Genomic DNA, 16,492 nt, shown 5'->3' on the forward strand with positions numbered 1-16,492 from the left:
GCCCACCACCCCGCGAACCGCCACCGCCTTATAGCGATCCACGGCCTGCATAAACCGGGTCAGAATCTTCAGCAGAGCCTCAACAAAACCCAGCGCCGCCTTCAGCATCTGCGCGCCGTACTTGACCAGCCGGACACTCAAATACGCCACACCCGCTGCGGGCAGGGCGATGGTCAGCACTGCGCCAATCACCAGGTCAATCAACAACGCCACTACAAAACCTGCGCCCACCTGTGCGATCTGGCCGGGCGGTAAGGCGTCCAGCCACAGCATCGCCGTGCGCACCAACAGAAACAGTGCCGCTTCGTCACTGGCGAGCAACATCGCCTGTTCCATGACCTTGGGCGCATCGGTAGCGATTTGCGCCAATTTGGCGGCTTCTGCTCCCAGCTGTTCAGCATATTTCAGCGGGTCTTCAAGGATCGCCTGAACCAGCTTGATGCTGCCCCACACGTCCATGATTGCGGCCCAACTGCCCGCCAACAGGCCATTGCCAATCGCACTGGCGGTGGACACCTCCCAATGGGGTTTAAAACCGGTCCATTGCGACCTAAGCCACTGCTCAAGGTCCGCCGTCAGCCCTGCGTAGGAGGCAAACAGCGCCTCCACCTGCTGTTCCGAAACACCGCCCTGCACCCGCACCTGATAGCGTCCACCGGCAGTGCAGTAGTGGGAACCTCTGCCGTGCTCATCAAGCATGACTACCGTGGAACTACCGTCATCCAGCCCAACCACCTCGACCGGGATGCCACCGATCGGCACGTCATACGCCGACTCGAACTTGCTCTCGATCTTCAGCTCGCCGCCCAACTGGCAGATGGCAACGCTGCCCATGAAATCCGGGTCGGCCATGCTCGCTGTGGCGTGCGAATCACCCATCCGCACCACCCGATCCATCCCCAGCAACGACGGCATATCCGCCGCATGGCTCACTGAGTCCAGCGCCCGCGAATACCAGGCCCCCATCTGCTGGCGATACACCGCCAGGCTCTGATGAAAGCCATCCAGCTCATGTTCGATAGAGGCAATGTGGGCAGCGTGGGTCATCCGTGACGTCTCGGCAGAGGGCAAGGCGTCGGAGTCTGCTGCAGGAAAAAGCGGCGGGATGAACGGTTTGGAAAATCAGAATGGGCTGACAAATGCTGGAGAAAAACCGCGTAAACCCACCTCAAAGGGCTACACAAAAAAGCGAGCCGACTGATTGCAGCAAGGCCTGGATAAACCACCTCAAATAAAAACTGCTCTCATCCTTGCCCGATTTGCGGACATGGCCGTCATGGTTAATAGAACCTCCATGACCCAGGATTTCCCATGTCGCGCCTCGCTCGTCCCTTGCATCCACTGGCCCTGTCAGCGGCGGTGGCTTTTGCCGCCGTGCCGTTGCTGAATGTCCAATCCGCCTATGCCCAAGCAAGCAGCAGCGCCGTGCGCAGCTTCCAGATCCGGGCCGGTGACTTGAGCCAGGCCCTCAATAGCCTGGCCGAGCAGGCGGGGTTGGTGCTGGCGTTTGATGCAAGCTTGACCCGAGGCAAGGTCAGCAATGGCTTGAGCGGGCAATACGACACCGATGTGGCACTGAGCCAGCTGCTGGTCGGCAGCGGCTTGCAAGCCCTGAAGATTTCCGCCGACCGTTACCGCTTGGAAGCCATCCCGGATAACGGCGGCGCCATGGAGTTGCAGGCCACCACGATCAGCGGCGCCTACCAGGCCGAAAGTCCCACCGGGCCGGTGTCCGGTTATGTGGCCACGCGCAGCATGTCCGGGACCAAGACCGACACCGCGCTGATCGAAACGCCGCAGTCGATCTCCATCGTCACCAAGGACCAGATGCGTGCGCAGAACGCCGAGAGCCTTAACCAGATCCTGCGCTACAGCGCCGCCGTGGTCCCGGAAACCCGTGGCGCTACCGCCTCGCGTCTGGACCAGCTGACCATCCGCGGCTTCGCGCCGGCCACTTATCTTGATGGCCTGCGCATGCCGTCGAGCCGTGACGCCTTGCCGCAAAAAGACGCCTTCGACCTGGAGCGCGTCGAAGTGCTGCGCGGCCCGGCGTCGGTGCTGTACGGCCAGGGCACGCCGAGCGGGGTGATCAACATGGTCACCAAGCGCCCGCTGGACACGCCGTTTCATGAAGTGGGCGTGGAATACGGCACCTTCAACAAGAAGCGCACCACCTTCGATTTGAGCGGGCCGATTGACGATCAGGGCGTGTATTCCTACCGCGTCGCCGGACTGTTCGACGACGCCGACGGCCAGGTCGAACACACCGAGACCCGTCGCCAGTCGCTGTCCAGCGCGTTCACCTGGCGCCCGGACGACGCCACGTCGCTGACCCTGCTTGGGCATTTCCAGAAGGACCCTAAAGGCGCGTCCTACGGCTCGGTGCCGGCCTGGGGCTCGGTGTTGCACAGCCCGACCGGGCGCAGCATCGATGTGGATTTGTATGATGGGGAAAAGAGTTTCGAGGAGAGCGACCGCGAGTACTATTCCATCGGCTACGCCTTCGAACATCACTTCGATGATGTGTGGACCGTGCGCCAGAACGCGCGTTACCTGCGCAGCGAAGGCCAGTACCGCAGCCTCTACAGCAACTACCTGATGACGGATTACCGGACCATCCGCCGTTCGACCATCGCCACCGATGTGGACATGGATGCGTATACCCTCGACAACCAGGTACAAGCCAGATTCGACACCGGCCCGTTGCAGCACACCTTGCTGATGGGGCTCGACTATCAGAACACCAGCACCGATACCCTGTCCGGTTCAGGCATCTACACTGCCGGGCCGACCCTGGATATTTTCAACCCGGTCTACGGCGCCGCCGTTGCGGTACCGGCGTACACCACCGACGGCACGTCGCGCAGCGAACAGACCGGCGTCTACCTGCAAGAACAGATGAAGTGGGACAAGTGGGTGTTGCTGCTGGGCGGTCGCTATGACTGGGCCAGCACTGACAGCACCACGAAGACCCTGCGCACGGCGACCAAGAGCCAGTCCTCGCTGGACAGCAAAGCCTTCACCGGGCGCGTCGGTCTGGTTTATCTGTTCGATAATGGCCTGGCGCCGTATGCCAGTTACTCGGAGTCTTTCAACCCCCAATCAGGCACTGGGTATGGTGGCTCGGTGTTCAAGCCGACCGAAGGCAAGCAGTATGAAATCGGCATCAAGTACCAGCCGCCGGGCAGCAATAGCTTTATCACCGCGGCAATCTTTGACCTGCGCCAGAGCAACGTCCTGACAACCGATCCGGACCCTACGCACCTGTGCGGCACCGGACGCTGCCAGAGCCAGGATGGCGAAGTGCAATCCCGTGGGTTTGAACTGGAAGGCAAGGCCAGCCTCAATGACAACCTGGACATCACTGCGGCCTACGCGTACCTGGACAATCGCATCAGCAAGTCCAACAACACCGTGCGTTATGCGCCCATCAGCGACATCGGCGTAGGCCCGGCGATCAATGCCGAGGGCACCACCACCTACGCGGTTCCGCGCCACACGGCCTCGGCGTGGGCGGATTACACCTTCCATGACGGCAACCTCAAGGGGTTTGGGGCAGGGGCGGGGGCGCGTTATGTCGGTTCCTCGTGGGGCGATACGGCTAACACTCTGAAAGTACCGGGCTACACCTTGTTCGATGCGGCGGTGCACTACGACATCAAGAACATCGTCAACCTCAAGGACAACCTGCGCCTGGCGCTGAACGCCACTAACCTGGCGAATAAAGAGTATGTCGCGTCGTGCTATTCGTACTCGTGGTGCTGGTATGGCTCGCAGCGTACGGTGCAGGCGAGTGCGACTTATCAGTGGTAAACGCCTGAACTTCCTGGGTGAGGGGCTTAATTGTGGCCATAAAGTTTTGTCGATAAGGCAATTTAATGGCCCCTTTGTAACAAAATCCTCGCCAGAATCGCTTTTATTTTCAGGCGGTTAGGTGGGGATGCAAATGCGCAATGTTGGAATCATGCTGATCGCCTGCTCCCTGGCCGGCGGCGCGGCTGCCGTGCAGGCTCGGGAACTGCGCGAGGGTGACAAGTACATGTGCAGTTGGGGCGCCGGCACCGCCGCCAGGGCCCAGGAACTCAAGCTGTCAGGGGTATCGCTGTACGCTGCGCGGCAGAAGATCCAGACGATCAAGTTCAACAAGTCGTGGATGCGCATGATGGCCATGGGCATCACCGAGCAGACCTACGACAGCCGTTCACGCCTCAAGCCCGAGGCGATCCGCCAAAGCTTCTATCAGGACTGTGTTCGCTACAAAGTCGCACGCAAGTGATCATCGCGACAGCGGCGAGCCGGCATCTTCCTGAAAGAACAACTTGGCCGTTTCAATAAACCGTCGATTGGCCTGGGACAGGTACTCACTGGCGCGCCAGCACAGGTTGAAGTGCATGAACTGGGCGGGCTCGAAAGACACGCCGGCGATTGCCGGTTCTTGCTCCTGGACCGAGCGCAGCAGGGTGGAGACGCCCATTCCGCTGCGGGTAGCGGCAATCACCAGCGGCACGAAGTTACTCTCCAGGGCGATATTGAAACGCACGCGGGCATTGCTGCAAAAGGTGTCCAGCAGGTGGCGTTGCAGGAAGGTGTTGTCGAACACCAGCATTGCTTCGTCCTGCAACTGGGGCGCCGAAATCGACGCCGCTCGCGCCAGCCGGTGCTGCTCAGCCATGCACAACACCATTTCATCGCTGCCAAGCAACACCGACTCCCAGCCCGGATCGACGCGCCGCGACTCCAGCAGCGCGACATCAATGTCCCGTGTGGCCAGGCGCTCGCTGATGTCATCGGCGCTGCCTTCCACGACATGCATCGCGATGCCGGGGTAGCGGGCACGGAACTGCATCAGCAACTCGGGAATATGGCGGATGCCATACATGGGCGGCACGCCGACGCGGATCTCGCCGCTGTGCAATTGGGTCAAGTCTTGCAGTTCGCGCCGCGCGCCTTGCAACCCCTGCAGGCAGGCTTCAGCACGCGCCAGAAACAACTGGCCTTCTGCCGTGACACTGATCTGTCGCGTGGCCCGGTTGAACAGGGCCACCCCCAACTCATCCTCCAGCCGACCCACCGCCATGCTCAACGCCGGTTGCGCCACATGCAGGGCCTGAGCAGCTTTGGTGAAGCTGCCTTGACGGGCGATTTCGACGCAATATTCCAAGGCTTTCAAGTTCATACAAGCTCGCATAACAAAGAGTGATGAGTTGCTTAACAAATGGATATTTTCTGTGATGAGGTCGAGTCTATAACCTGTCGGCACTCTTCTCCATGCCGGATTTATCATGTTCCTCACTCTTCGCCCGTATTGGCTTATCACCCTGATCATTGGCGCCTTGGGCGCCAGCCTCGCCAGTTGGGCGGGATGGCCGTTGCCATGGGTCATTGGCTCGCTGCTTGCGGTGCTGATAACCCGTTGCACCGGCGGCCCAGCCCCTGAAATCCCCCACGGCCGCCAAGCCGGGCAATTGATCGTGGCGGTCGCCATCGGTTGCCATTTCACCTTGCCGGTGATGCAGCAAGTGGCGGCCCATCTTGGATTGATCGTCACGGCGGTGTTGCTGACCCTGGTGTTGGCACTGTGTTCGGTGTTGATCCTTAATCGCTGGGGTGTGCCGTTCGGCACGGCGTTCTTCGCACTGATGCCGGCCAATTCCAGCGAGATGGTCCACTTGGGCCGTCAACGCCAGGCGGACACCGGTTTTATCGCGGCTGCCCACAGTGTCCGCTTGTTGCTGATCCTGCTGGCCGTGCCCGCTATTGCGACCTTTGGCCTATCGCCTGGGGTTGCACAGGCCCCTTTGCCGGTGATTTGGCCCTGGCTGGTTTTCATCCTGGCCATGGGCTGGTTGGCGGCGCTGGGTTTCAAACACTGCAACGTGCCTAACCCGTGGACATTCGGGCCGTTCGTGATCTGTGCGGTGGGGGTGGGCTGCAATAACTTGTCGATGAGCATGCCGGGATGGCTGAGCGGCGCGGGCCAGCTATTGATTGGCTGCGCTCTGGGCGCTGCGTTTGACAGAGGTTTTTTCCGTCGTGCGCCGGGCTTTCTACTGAAGGTAGTGGTGTTGATGGCAGGTTCGGTGATTGCCACCGGGTTGGCCGCTTGGGGGCTGGGGACGTGGCTGGGCCTGTCGTGGCTGTCGCTGGCCCTGGGCATGATGCCGGGCAGCGCCCCGGAAATGAGCCTGACTGCCGAGGCGCTGGGGCTGGCGGTCACGTTGGTGACGGCGATGCAAGTGATCCGCATGCTATTGATCCAGGCCGCGTGCCTGCCGTTGTATCGTCTATTGAACCAAGTGCCTGATGAACGAACTTCAAAGCGTGCAGCGTTATGGTAGTCAATAACCCCTTTTTATAAGTGGAAATATACCCGATAGTTGCACCAAAAAGTGGCACTGGAATTTCTCACCACCTTAAAAAACATGTGGTTATTGAAGGACTTACGCAACTTTTAATCCGACGAATGGATTGAAATAGTCTTGTTACACGTTTTTACAGTCGTTACTATAGCCGGGCGTTCACCTCCCACGGTTTATGCATTTTTAAATCCCAAGTTTCCATCAGCTACTTGGGATTTTTTTTGCCTGGAATTTGACCGCCAGCGTCAAACTTCACCCTCTGCAAACTCCGCGCGCATCCGTCCATTGCGTTTGGCTTGATAAAGCAATTTGTCGACATCCTCGACAAAACCCAGCATCGGGCTGTCGGGTGTGACGATACGTGTACCGACGCCCAGGCTCAGGGTCAGCAGGTTCGACACTGCCGAAAAGCCATGCTCGATCTGCTGCTGGCAGATCAGGTGCAGGCAACGCCGCGCCACCTGTTTGGCTGATGCCGCGTCGGTCTCCGGTAGCAGCCATACAAACTCTTCACCGCCTATACGCGCAATGAAATCCCTGGGTCGATTGGCCGCCTGGGACAGCGTGCGTGCGACCTGACGCAGGCATTCATCACCCTTGATATGGCCGTAGTGATCGTTGTACTGCTTGAAGAAATCGATATCCAGGATGAGCAACGATAGTGGCAACTGGCTGCGCAGGGCGCTGGCCCATTCGCGCTCAAGCACGGTGTCGAACATGCGCCGGTTGGCGATGCCGGTGAGACCGTCCTGATAGGAATATTCCTCAAGTTGTTTTTGCAGGCGTATCAAGTGCTCTTCGGTTTTCTTGCGTTCGCTGATATCGAACATAAAGCCGATCAGGGCTTCGACCTCGCCATCCTTGCGCACCACGTGCACCACATCACGAATCCACACATAGTCGCCGTTGACCGTGAGCGCTCGGTAATCCGCCTCGTGGTCCACGCCGGCGCGGGACTGCGACACACAGAAATTCACCACGTATTCCCGGTCATCCGGGTGCATGCGCTCGACCCAGTCGTCCACGCTGACCCAGCTTTGCGGGGTCCAGCCCAGCAATGTCTCGATCTGCGGGCCGATATAGCTGAAGGTCATGGTCTGCCAGTCGATGCGCCAGGGGATGGCTTTGGTCGACTCCAGCAGCGTTCGGTACACGTCACTGTCGGGCTGGCTCGGGGGATCGATGCTCATGGGCGTGCTCGGGGATGGTGGCGAATAGCCAAGAGCCTCTTTTGATTGACACCTTGAGTCAAGCGTAAGCCGGGGCAGCAGACGAGAGGTCGTGACAGGCGCTTTTTGGCGCCAAGATGTCGGCCAGCCACTGGGGGTTACAGGCGACGCAGAAAGGATTTGACGATGTGTCTGGTGGCATCGGTGGTGTCCAACTGGTCCAGTGCGCCATAGGCGTACCACTGGCAATCGGCGATCTCGTTGCACGGCCGCGCCTGCGCAATATTCACCACTGACGCTTCGAACACGTGATGCAGCGTGTCGCGGGCCTTCAGTTCCTGCAGGTACAGCAGGCCATCCACGTTCAACCCGGTTTCTTCTTCCAACTCGCGTTCGGCGGCGCCCACCGGGCGTTCGTCACGCTCGACCTTGCCGCCGGGCAAGGCCCATTTTGATCTGGCCTTGCGCACGAAGAGGATATGCCCGTCGTGTTCGCAAATGACCGTTGCCCTGATTTTCATCGTCTGTGCCCCCGCCCCGGGATGATTGTCATAAAAGTGTAATGCAATTGTCATGCTAACTGTTTATGGCGTGTCGGCGCAGCTATGTGGATACTGCCCGACTGAACAAAACGCACGAGGGAAAGAGATGAGCACCGTACGTTGGGGCATGATCGGTTGTGGCAGTGTCACTGAATTGAAGAGTGGACCCGCTTTCTACAAAGCGCCAGGTTCGGCCCTGGTGGCCGTGATGGGGCGCCGCGAAGCCGCCGTGCGCGATTATGCGACACGCCATGGGATTGCCCGGTTTTATACCGACGCCCAGGCGCTGATCAACGACCCCGAAGTGGACGCGGTGTACATCGCCACTCCGCCCGACAGCCACCTCGAATACAGCCTGATGGTGGCTGCGGCCGGCAAGCACTGTTGCGTCGAAAAACCTATGGCACTGAATGCCGAGCAAAGTGCGTTGATGCAACGCACCTTCGAGCGCGCCGGGCTGCATCTGTTTGTCTCCTACTACCGCCGTTCGCTGCCGCGCTTTGTGCAAGTACGCGACTGGTTGCGCGACGGTCGCATCGGCGAACTGCGCCAGCTCACCTGGACCCTGTGCAAACCTCCTGCTGCCGAGGACGCCAGCGCCGCCAATTGGCGTACCGACCCGCTGGTCGCTGGTGGCGGTTACTTTGCCGACCTGGCCAGCCATGGGTTTGACCTGTTCCAGTACCTGGCCGGCGATATCGTCGAGGTGTCGGGCTTTAGCGCACGTCAGGCCGGGCGCTATGTGGCCGAGGACGCGGTTACCGCCTGCTGGACCTTCAGCTCGGGCGCATTGGGCATGGGGTGCTGGAACTTTGTTGCCGACCGCCGGGAAGACAAAGTCGAGCTGATCGGCAGCAGGGGCCGCATCACGTTTGCGGTCTTCGAAGACCAACCGCTGCATCTCGAAGGTGAGATCAACCAAGTGCTGGACGTGCCGTGCCACACGCATATCCAGTGGCACCACGTGTTGGCCATGAACGCGCATATACGTGATGAAGCCGAGCATCCGTCGCTGGCCATCGAGGCGTTGAAGACCGACCGGATCCTGGACAAGGTGCTACAACGTAACCCCCATCATCCCGGCTAGGCGCGATATACCTGCTTTTTCAAGGAAATAGACGGATGAAATACTGGATAACGTTGTGCCTCGTGTTCGCTACAGGTGCTATGGCGGCCCCACGGAGTCAGGGGACGCCTGGAGAGTTTGATTTTTATGTGTTGTCGCTGTCATGGTCGCCGACGTTTTGCCTGACGCACCCGGACAATGAGCAGTGTTCGGGCAAAGGCTACGGATTTGTGCTGCACGGCCTGTGGCCGCAATACGCCAAGGGCGGGTGGCCGGCGTCCTGTAACCCGCAGTCGTCCTTGTCCCGCGAAGAGCTGGACAAGGGCGCCGCACTGTTCCCCACCCGTTCGCTGCTCAAGCACGAGTGGGCCAAGCACGGCACTTGCAGCGGGCTTGAACCGCTGGCCTACCTGGAGAAAACCGACGCGGCACTGGGCGTTGTTGCCGTTCCAACGCAGCTGCAGCCGTTCAATACACCGCCATCGTTGCCTGCCTCTGAGATCGAGGCGTTGTTTCGCGAGAGCAACCCGCGCATGGGCAATCATGGGGTGGCCGTGATTTGCAAAGGCAAGGTGCTGTCGGAAGTGCGCGTGTGCCTGACCAAGGACCTGGCGTTCGCCGGCTGCCCGCGCAGTGTGAAAACCCAATGCCGCGAGGGCGATATCCGCATTCCTGCGCAGCGCTAGGGCAGCATTGCCAGTCGATAACGCTCGTCAAAGTCTTCGGCCAATTGTGCCAGTGTCACCTTGCCCAGACGCTTCAAGAGCAGCGCCTGGGCCTGTTCGAAAGCGTCGGTAAGGGCAGCATTCACTGCTTGTTCCACCAGGCACTCCGGGTGATCGGTCGAGAGGCCGATCGCGAAGATCGATGGCGTGCCCAGCGCGCTGTGAATATCCAGCAGGGTGATCTCACTCAGGGGTTTACCCAAGCTCCAGCCGCCCTGGTGGCCCTTTTCCGAGCGCACATAGCCTTTCTCCTTGAGCCGGCCAAGGGTGCGCCGCACCACCACCGGGTTGGTGCCGAGCATTTGCGCAATCGTCTGCGACGTGGCGCGTTCCTCGTGGCGCCCCATGTGGATCAACACGTGCAGCATGCGCGAAAGCCGGGTGTCATTTCTCATCGATAAACCTCAGGTTGAGCTGGCGCAAAGTATCGTTCGTAACCCGATAAGTTGCGAGACACTTGACGGCGTATTTTTACGTAACTTATGGTGTGTCGTGAAAGCGCGCGGATAACCGCGTGCGTATCACATGAGGTCACCTTCCATGATGCATGACGTCATTATCATAGGCGGCAGCTATTCCGGCCTGTCTGCGGGCCTGCAACTGGCGCGGGCGCGGCGCAAGGTGCTGGTGATTGATGCGGGGCAACGGCGTAACCGGTTTGCAGCCACCTCCCATGGCTTTCTTGGCCAGGACGGCCAACCGCCGCAGGTCATCGCCGCCGAAGGGCGCAGCCAGTTGATGGAGTACCCTACGGTCACATGGGTGCAGGACAGTGTGGTTCAGGCCAGCGGGCACTTGGACGGATTCAGCGTGCGCACCCCATGCAACGGAGCGTTCAAGGCCAGGCACCTGATCCTGGCTACCGGCGTGGTCGATGAGTTGCCAGCGATCCCGGGCTTGAAAGAACGCTGGGGCAAACGGGTGTTCCATTGCCCGTACTGCCATGGCTACGAGCTTGAGCAGGGCCGCATCGGCGTCCTGGCGACTTCGCCCTTGGCGATGCACCACGCGCTGATGTTGCCCGATTGGGGCGCCACCACCTTGTTCACCAATGGCGTATTCACGCCGGATGCCGAGCAAAAGCTCCAGCTGGATCGGCGCGCAGTCCGTGTGGAAAGCACCGCCGTCAGCGCTATCAGCGGTGAACGTGCAGACCTGGAGTTGGTTGACGGTCGCGTCATTGCGTTGGATGGCGTGTTCACGATGTCTCGCACACAGATCAGTCCGCTGGTGGAACACCTGGGCTGTGAGTTGGCCGACGGCCCCACGGGCCCTTATGTGCACACCAACGAAACCCGCCAAACCTCGGTGCCCGGTGTGTTTGCCTGTGGTGATACGTCCCTTGCCGCCGGTTCGGTAGCGCTGGCGGTGGGCGAGGGCGTACGTGCTGGCGTGGGCGCGCATTTTTCCTTGATCATGTGAAGGCCAGGGACCGTGAGCTGTTTGTGAAGCAGTGCCGTGCGTTGCCAGGGTGATTTTGTTCAATACCGTTTCGGCGCGGCCTTATACCGTGGAACCCTCTTTATGCAACACCATAAAAAGGGAACCGCAATGAGCTTGATTATTTCCATGGCTGCCTTCGCCCTGGCCACTTCCATCACACCGGGACCGGTCAACGTCGTGGCGCTGAGTTCTGGTGCGCGCTTCGGCTTCGTCGCCAGTCAGAAACACGTGTTTGGCGCTGCCGTCGGCTTCACTTTGCTGCTGGTGCTGATCGGTCTGGGCTTGCATGAAGTGCTGCTGCGCTGGCCGGTCCTGACCCAGTTGATCCAATGGGGCGGCGTGGCCTTTTTGCTGTACATGGCCTGGAAACTTGCCGTCGATGATGGTCGCCTGGACGCCGTTGGCACGGCCACTGCACCGTCGATGCTCTACGGCGCGATCATGCAATGGCTCAACCCCAAGGCCTGGTTGGCCTGCGTGGCGGGGATGGGGCTGTTTGTGGCCGATGGCGACGCCGGGCAAGTGTGGCTGTTTGCGAGCCTCTACCTGGTGATCTGCTATCTGTCGGTGGCGTGCTGGGCTTACGCGGGCACCTTTCTGCGCCGCTACCTGAGCAACCCTCAGGGCGTGCGTGTGTTCAACCGCTCAATGGCCGCGTTGCTGGTGGCCAGTGTGGGTTATTTGCTGATGGCTTGAGCCGGTCGCGGTACTGCCCCGGCGTGGCGGCAAAATGCAGTTTGAAGGCACGCTGAAAATGCGCCTGGTCGGCAAAGCCTGCGGCAAGCGCTACATCAGCGATCAGACCGCCCTCACGCAGTTGGCTGCGGGCAAACTGGATACGCTGGTTGACCAAAAACGCATGGGGCGTCAGCCCGTAATACTGCTTGAATGCTCGGATCAGGTACGACGGCGACAACTCGGCCGCCAGGCAGATGTCTTCCAGTTTCAATGCCAGCGTGCAGTGCGCTCGGATGTACTGGGCAGCGCGCTCCAGCTTGTAGTTGACCTCGCGCAAAGGCGTATCGGACGGGTTCAGGCGTTGCTGTACATCGCTGAAGTAACTGACCAGCGCGCTTTGCTTGTGCAGGTGCTCGGCCTGTTCATCGACGACGATGCGGTACAGCTCCAGCAAACCCTCGTAGAGCACCGGATCACGGCTGTACGGCGTACTGAACGGGCGAAAACCCTGATCGGCGCTGAAGCCCAACTGGTGCTGCAGATCGGTCAGCCAAGGCGTGTCGATGTACAGCATCTGGTACGACCACGGCTCGTTTTCGATCGGATTGCAGGCGTGGACATCGCCGGGGTTCATCAGCACCAGCGTGCCGGCGCTGATTTCGAAAGTCTGCGCGCCGTAGTGGTAATAACTGCGGCCTGCCGTGACCGCACCGATGGAGAAATGTTCGTGGGCATGCCGCGTGTAAGTGACCTTGCGCCCGTCGGCGATGCTACGCGCTTCGAGAAACGCGAGCGCCGGATCACGCCAGAACAGCGGAGCGGTAGAGGCGGGCATGGAGGCAACTCCCTGACGTGAACGAATAAGCAAGCCTGCAGCCTTATACAAACGCGGCGATTGTTCAAGCCTCAGCCGGACTTCAGCGCCATGCTGCGCAGGAAGTCAGCCCAGGGATCGTGCTCGCTCACGGCTGCTTCCAGCGTGATCGGCAGCCTGGCCTTTTCGCTCAAAGCCTGACTGTCTTCCAACTGATGGGCGAGGATCGCGTCTGCCACGGCGTGGGAGCGCGCTGAATCAAGGGTGCGCGGCACACGGCGGCCCAGCATGTCCGGTGGCGCAATCTCATCCGGTTCGGGTAGCTCGTTACCCAGCGCCTGGATGACCACATCGGTGTTCTCCGGCAGCAGGGCAGGTTCCACCGGCCAACTGCCCTTTGCATAGGCCGTCCAGTCAAAACGCATCCACGGCTGCCGGGTGGCCGTATCGACGGCACGCTTGAGTTGCTCGTCGTCAATGTCGCGACGCGTCATTATCACTAGCTGACAGGGGAAGCACTCATAAAAATCCAGCTGGCTCAGATAGGCGACACGCATTAGAACACCAAAGCGACCGACGCTGAGTGGCGTGCCTTGCGCGGTGGCTGGCCGAACCAGACGGAAGAACCGCACTCGGCCATTTTCCAGGGCCTCACGCTGAGGCAGCGTGAGTTGCGACAGCCAATAGCAAATGGACTCCCGGTAAGCGGCCTTGAGCTGCTGGAGTTTCTGGTCGAACGCCTGGGAAAATACGTTGAAAATGCGTCCCAGCAGATGAAAACGCCTGGTCATCTGCTGGTATTTGATCTCGGCTTGTGACGAGTGCCATTTGGTTTCGGTGACGTCGAGGCGGTCGGCCATGTGCAGGTCGATGAACGAGTATTTGGGGCCGTTATACACATTCTCGAAGCGACCGCTTTCGGAGAACGGGGAGTTTTCCGGCAGCCACATCAGAATCCGCGCGTCGAGCCAGGGATTGTCCGGGTAGACCCTGCGCAGATCATTGCGCGCAGTCTCGCGCAGGCTCACCACGGGTTCGGCGAATGCTTCGAGGGTGGAACGCAAGCGCGCGCATTGCGTGTTGAGGGCGTCTACTGCCGTATTCACCGCAAACGTGCCGTAGCGTGACTGGGGCTGCAGAATGCCATTGACCACTGCCCAGTCGATGATCGGCACGGCCGCGTGGGCGCTTGCGAGGAAAGTTTTCCAGGCACCCTCTGGTGGCAGATTGGCAAGAGACATGATCTGGGCGTAGGTCAGTTGGCGCGAGGCACCCGGCAGCAGCCGTTCTAGGTACATCACGTATTGGCGAAACAACACCCACGTATGGGAACTCAGGTGTGCGGCGGCGTCGTGAATCTCGCGCACCAGCAGATGTGGACCTTTCCCACTGAGAATCAAGTGCGCCGCCAGTGCAGCAACCGGCTTGTCCAAACTGGGCAGGACGCTTTCGAGGTAGTCCCGCACGAACGTGATGGGTTCCCCCCAAAAATAGTCATCCTGCCAGTCGAGGTAGACGAGGCGCGTGGGGTGCGCGTCGAAGTGTGGGTCGATGCTCAGGATCAAGGCTGCTGCTATCAGCGCTGTCCGGCTGCCACGCTCCGAGCTGTCGCGGGCATGGCTGTCGTGCCAGTGCAGGGTGTCCGACAATGTTTCGCCCAACGCCTGGGCCAGCGGCGAATCGAGCACGCGCACCAGCAGGTAATCGGCCTCTGCGCGCACCTCGGCCGTCGACTTGCCGGCCAGCCAGGGTTGGCACAGGCAGGTGAACAGTGCGTCGCTGCGGCCTGCGATGAAAGCGTTACTCAATTCCACGATCTGTTGGCGTTGCCGCGGCGTCAGGACCCCGGCCGATGGTTGCGTGCCGACGGGCGTCAGTGCGCGCCAGTAAGAGCCATGGCTGGCGGGCAAGGGCAGTGGAGTTTCCAGGCGCTGTACCAGCGTGCGTACCTGGGCCAGCGTTTCCGGCAAGCCAAACTGATAAAGCCGCAACCCTTGTGCAAGGCTCACCGCACCGTTGGTGCGCAACTGTCCACCGGTTTTGGCGGCCAGTTTCATCAACACCAGTTTCAGCGCAAACAGGTGGTCGTTGGCAGTGACGGCGCGCTCCAGGGATTTCCAGCTGCCATCCATGGCGTACGCACCGATCTCACCGGAAACCGACAGCAACACGTGGCTGGCCGGGTCAATCCCTTCGCGTGTGCGCAGGCTCACGAAGGCCGGGTCGTCGGTCAACTGGCGCAGGTGAACATAGGCCTTGTTGACGAACGGCTGCAGGCCGTCTGGGTCGACGGCGATGATGCGGTCAAGGCCTTCAGGTCCATGCAGCTTGCCGTCGGCGATCACCTCTGAGAGCACGGTGCAAAGCGTGTAGCGATCATTCAACTGACCGACCAGGCGCCGATAGCGCAGCAACTGCTTGTACGAGTGCTTCGTGTGCAGGATCGACGGTGCAGCGGGGACTTCCCAATCGCGCAGGCGTTGAATCAGGGCACGGATCTCTGCCCGCCTCGATGGGCGCTCAAAGCCGTAAGCCTTCAACACGGCCGCGAGGCTCACGCTGTGGCCGGGATAAAGGTGTGCGCGCAGTTGCGTACCCAGCAAAGTCAGGCGCTCCCAGCGCGTATCAGGTGACTCGGGGGCCCAGGTGCTTTGCTCCTGCTCACTGCCGTGGGCCAGCATGCAGATGCGATTGCGCTGCACGTCGAAATGCGCACGGGTTGGCGCATCGGCCGGACCGGCGAGATCGTTCTCGTTGATAACCGCCTGCAACAGCATGGCCGCTTCGCGCAGGCTTCTGGCCAATTTGGAGTCTGAGTTCAGTTGCAGGCTGGTTAGGTAGATATCCCGTGTAAACAGCAACCTTCCACCGCTGATCAGCGATTCCAGGGCCTCGGCCAACTGTTGGAAGTCGCGCTGTTGGTGAGTCAGTTCCGCCTCGATGATCGACGTGCTGCGTCCGTTGTCGTCGAATACCGGGAACCCTCGCAGGGCTTGCAGCTCCTCGACCATGGTCCACGCGGTAAAGCGATTGGCTGGCAGCGGATAACCATGGAAGGCCAGAACCAGGTTCAGCGGCAACGTGAATGCATCGTCACCGGCGAGGGGGGCGAGGTAGTGAACGCCCAGGTCCGAGGGGTCGACCATATGGCTGATGGCAATAATGGGGTTGGCCACTGACCACCACGCTGACGTATCGCCCAGGGTGTAGACCTTGGGCTGTCCGCGAGCGCTGACGCGGAGTGTGCTGGTACACACGCTCAGGGTCTTGAGGTCAACGTTCCGATCGGCGGCCCAGGCCTTGAAGTGGCTGGCATGGATCGCCTTGCTGAACAGCCCGGTCCACTGTCCCAACAATGAAGATGCGGCAACCCGCACAGGTTGCGCGGGCGTTGGCAACGGCGCCTCTGCCCCGTCGGAGAACAGGCCGATCAATTGCCTGATCAAGGCGTTGTCGCCCACGGCGTGCAACGCCTGGGGCTCACTCAAAGACGCATGCATCGGGCCGGGGGTGATTGACTCTGCGGTATCGTGCGGCAACGTGTCCCACATCAGGCCGAAGCTAGTGGAGTCTTCCATGAACGTATGTCCGAGTTAAGGGGAACCCGGATCATCGACGCCCATGGCGCTGGCGCAGTAGCAGGCGCTTCCTGGAATGCCGTGGCGTGTGTCGATCACGGCGGCAGGCCATTGGCCT

At 60.5% G+C, this 16,492-nt stretch carries 13 protein-coding genes and 1 pseudogene; 7 read left to right on the plus strand and 7 right to left on the minus strand.

Features of this window, described 5'->3' with window-relative positions; all coding sequences use genetic code 11:
- Positions 1 to 1,047: pseudogene (locus tag AOA60_RS00805) on the minus strand (type IV secretion protein Rhs); the annotation flags it as partial.
- Positions 1,048 to 1,311: 264 nt separating this feature from the next.
- Between AOA60_RS00805 and AOA60_RS00810 the strand changes: the two are divergent.
- The gene (locus AOA60_RS00810) at positions 1,312 to 3,813 is read left to right on the plus strand and encodes a TonB-dependent siderophore receptor (protein ID WP_099582763.1); all 2,502 of its coding nucleotides are present in this window, start codon (positions 1,312 to 1,314) and stop codon (positions 3,811 to 3,813) included.
- 133 nt (positions 3,814 to 3,946) lie between these two features.
- Entirely contained in the window at positions 3,947 to 4,276 is a 330-nt protein-coding gene (locus tag AOA60_RS00815; RefSeq protein ID WP_026139966.1) for a hypothetical protein, read from the plus strand.
- On the opposite strand, the gene AOA60_RS00820 is transcribed toward AOA60_RS00815, so the two are convergent.
- On the minus strand, positions 4,277 to 5,176 hold the full coding sequence (locus AOA60_RS00820; protein WP_099582764.1) for a LysR family transcriptional regulator: 900 nt from the start codon (positions 5,174 to 5,176) through the stop codon (positions 4,277 to 4,279).
- A 106-nt stretch (positions 5,177 to 5,282) separates the two neighbouring features.
- On the opposite strand from AOA60_RS00820, the gene AOA60_RS00825 reads away from it, so the two are divergent.
- Positions 5,283 to 6,338: an AbrB family transcriptional regulator gene (locus tag AOA60_RS00825; protein ID WP_099582765.1), complete on the plus strand. Its 1,056-nt coding sequence runs from the start codon at positions 5,283 to 5,285 to the stop codon at positions 6,336 to 6,338.
- A 266-nt stretch (positions 6,339 to 6,604) separates the two neighbouring features.
- On the opposite strand, the gene AOA60_RS00830 is transcribed toward AOA60_RS00825, so the two are convergent.
- Positions 6,605 to 7,549: a sensor domain-containing diguanylate cyclase gene (locus AOA60_RS00830; protein ID WP_099582766.1), complete on the minus strand. Its 945-nt coding sequence runs from the start codon at positions 7,547 to 7,549 to the stop codon at positions 6,605 to 6,607.
- A gap of 137 nt (positions 7,550 to 7,686) precedes the next feature.
- Positions 7,687 to 8,049, minus strand: a complete 363-nt coding sequence (locus AOA60_RS00835; RefSeq protein ID WP_099582767.1) for an NUDIX hydrolase — start codon at positions 8,047 to 8,049, stop codon at positions 7,687 to 7,689.
- 127 nt (positions 8,050 to 8,176) lie between these two features.
- Between AOA60_RS00835 and AOA60_RS00840 the strand changes: the two genes are divergently transcribed.
- Together AOA60_RS00840 and AOA60_RS00845 are read left to right on the plus strand one after the other, a co-directional pair.
- A complete protein-coding gene (locus AOA60_RS00840; protein ID WP_099582768.1) occupies positions 8,177 to 9,157 on the plus strand; it encodes a Gfo/Idh/MocA family protein in 981 nt (326 codons plus the stop codon).
- A gap of 35 nt (positions 9,158 to 9,192) precedes the next feature.
- Entirely contained in the window at positions 9,193 to 9,822 is a 630-nt protein-coding gene (locus AOA60_RS00845; protein ID WP_099582769.1) for a ribonuclease T2, read from the plus strand.
- On the opposite strand, the gene AOA60_RS00850 is transcribed toward AOA60_RS00845, so the two are convergent.
- Positions 9,819 to 10,256 (minus strand): Rrf2 family transcriptional regulator, encoded by a 438-nt coding sequence (locus tag AOA60_RS00850; protein ID WP_099582770.1) that lies wholly within the window; start codon positions 10,254 to 10,256, stop codon positions 9,819 to 9,821. The genes AOA60_RS00845 and AOA60_RS00850 overlap by 4 nt on opposite strands.
- A 145-nt stretch (positions 10,257 to 10,401) precedes the next feature.
- Here AOA60_RS00850 and AOA60_RS00855 point away from each other — a divergent pair, with 145 nt between their 5' ends.
- Positions 10,402 to 11,283 (plus strand): NAD(P)/FAD-dependent oxidoreductase, encoded by an 882-nt coding sequence (locus AOA60_RS00855; RefSeq protein ID WP_099582771.1) that lies wholly within the window; start codon positions 10,402 to 10,404, stop codon positions 11,281 to 11,283.
- 129 nt (positions 11,284 to 11,412) lie between these two features.
- Positions 11,413 to 12,000, plus strand: coding sequence for a LysE family translocator (locus tag AOA60_RS00860; protein ID WP_099582772.1), 588 nt, complete (start codon positions 11,413 to 11,415; stop codon positions 11,998 to 12,000).
- Here AOA60_RS00860 and AOA60_RS00865 read toward each other — a convergent pair.
- Both AOA60_RS00865 and AOA60_RS00870 read right to left on the minus strand, forming a co-directional pair.
- Positions 11,942 to 12,817: an AraC family transcriptional regulator gene (locus AOA60_RS00865; protein WP_099582773.1), complete on the minus strand. Its 876-nt coding sequence runs from the start codon at positions 12,815 to 12,817 to the stop codon at positions 11,942 to 11,944. The genes AOA60_RS00860 and AOA60_RS00865 overlap by 59 nt on opposite strands.
- Positions 12,818 to 12,888: 71 nt before the next feature.
- The gene (locus AOA60_RS00870) at positions 12,889 to 16,374 is read right to left on the minus strand and encodes a hypothetical protein (protein WP_099582774.1); all 3,486 of its coding nucleotides are present in this window, start codon (positions 16,372 to 16,374) and stop codon (positions 12,889 to 12,891) included.
- Positions 16,375 to 16,492: the final 118 nt, after the last annotated feature.

Source organism: Pseudomonas sp. 2822-17, from assembly GCF_002742485.1.
In the GTDB taxonomy this organism is placed as follows: domain Bacteria; phylum Pseudomonadota; class Gammaproteobacteria; order Pseudomonadales; family Pseudomonadaceae; genus Aquipseudomonas; species Aquipseudomonas cyclaminis.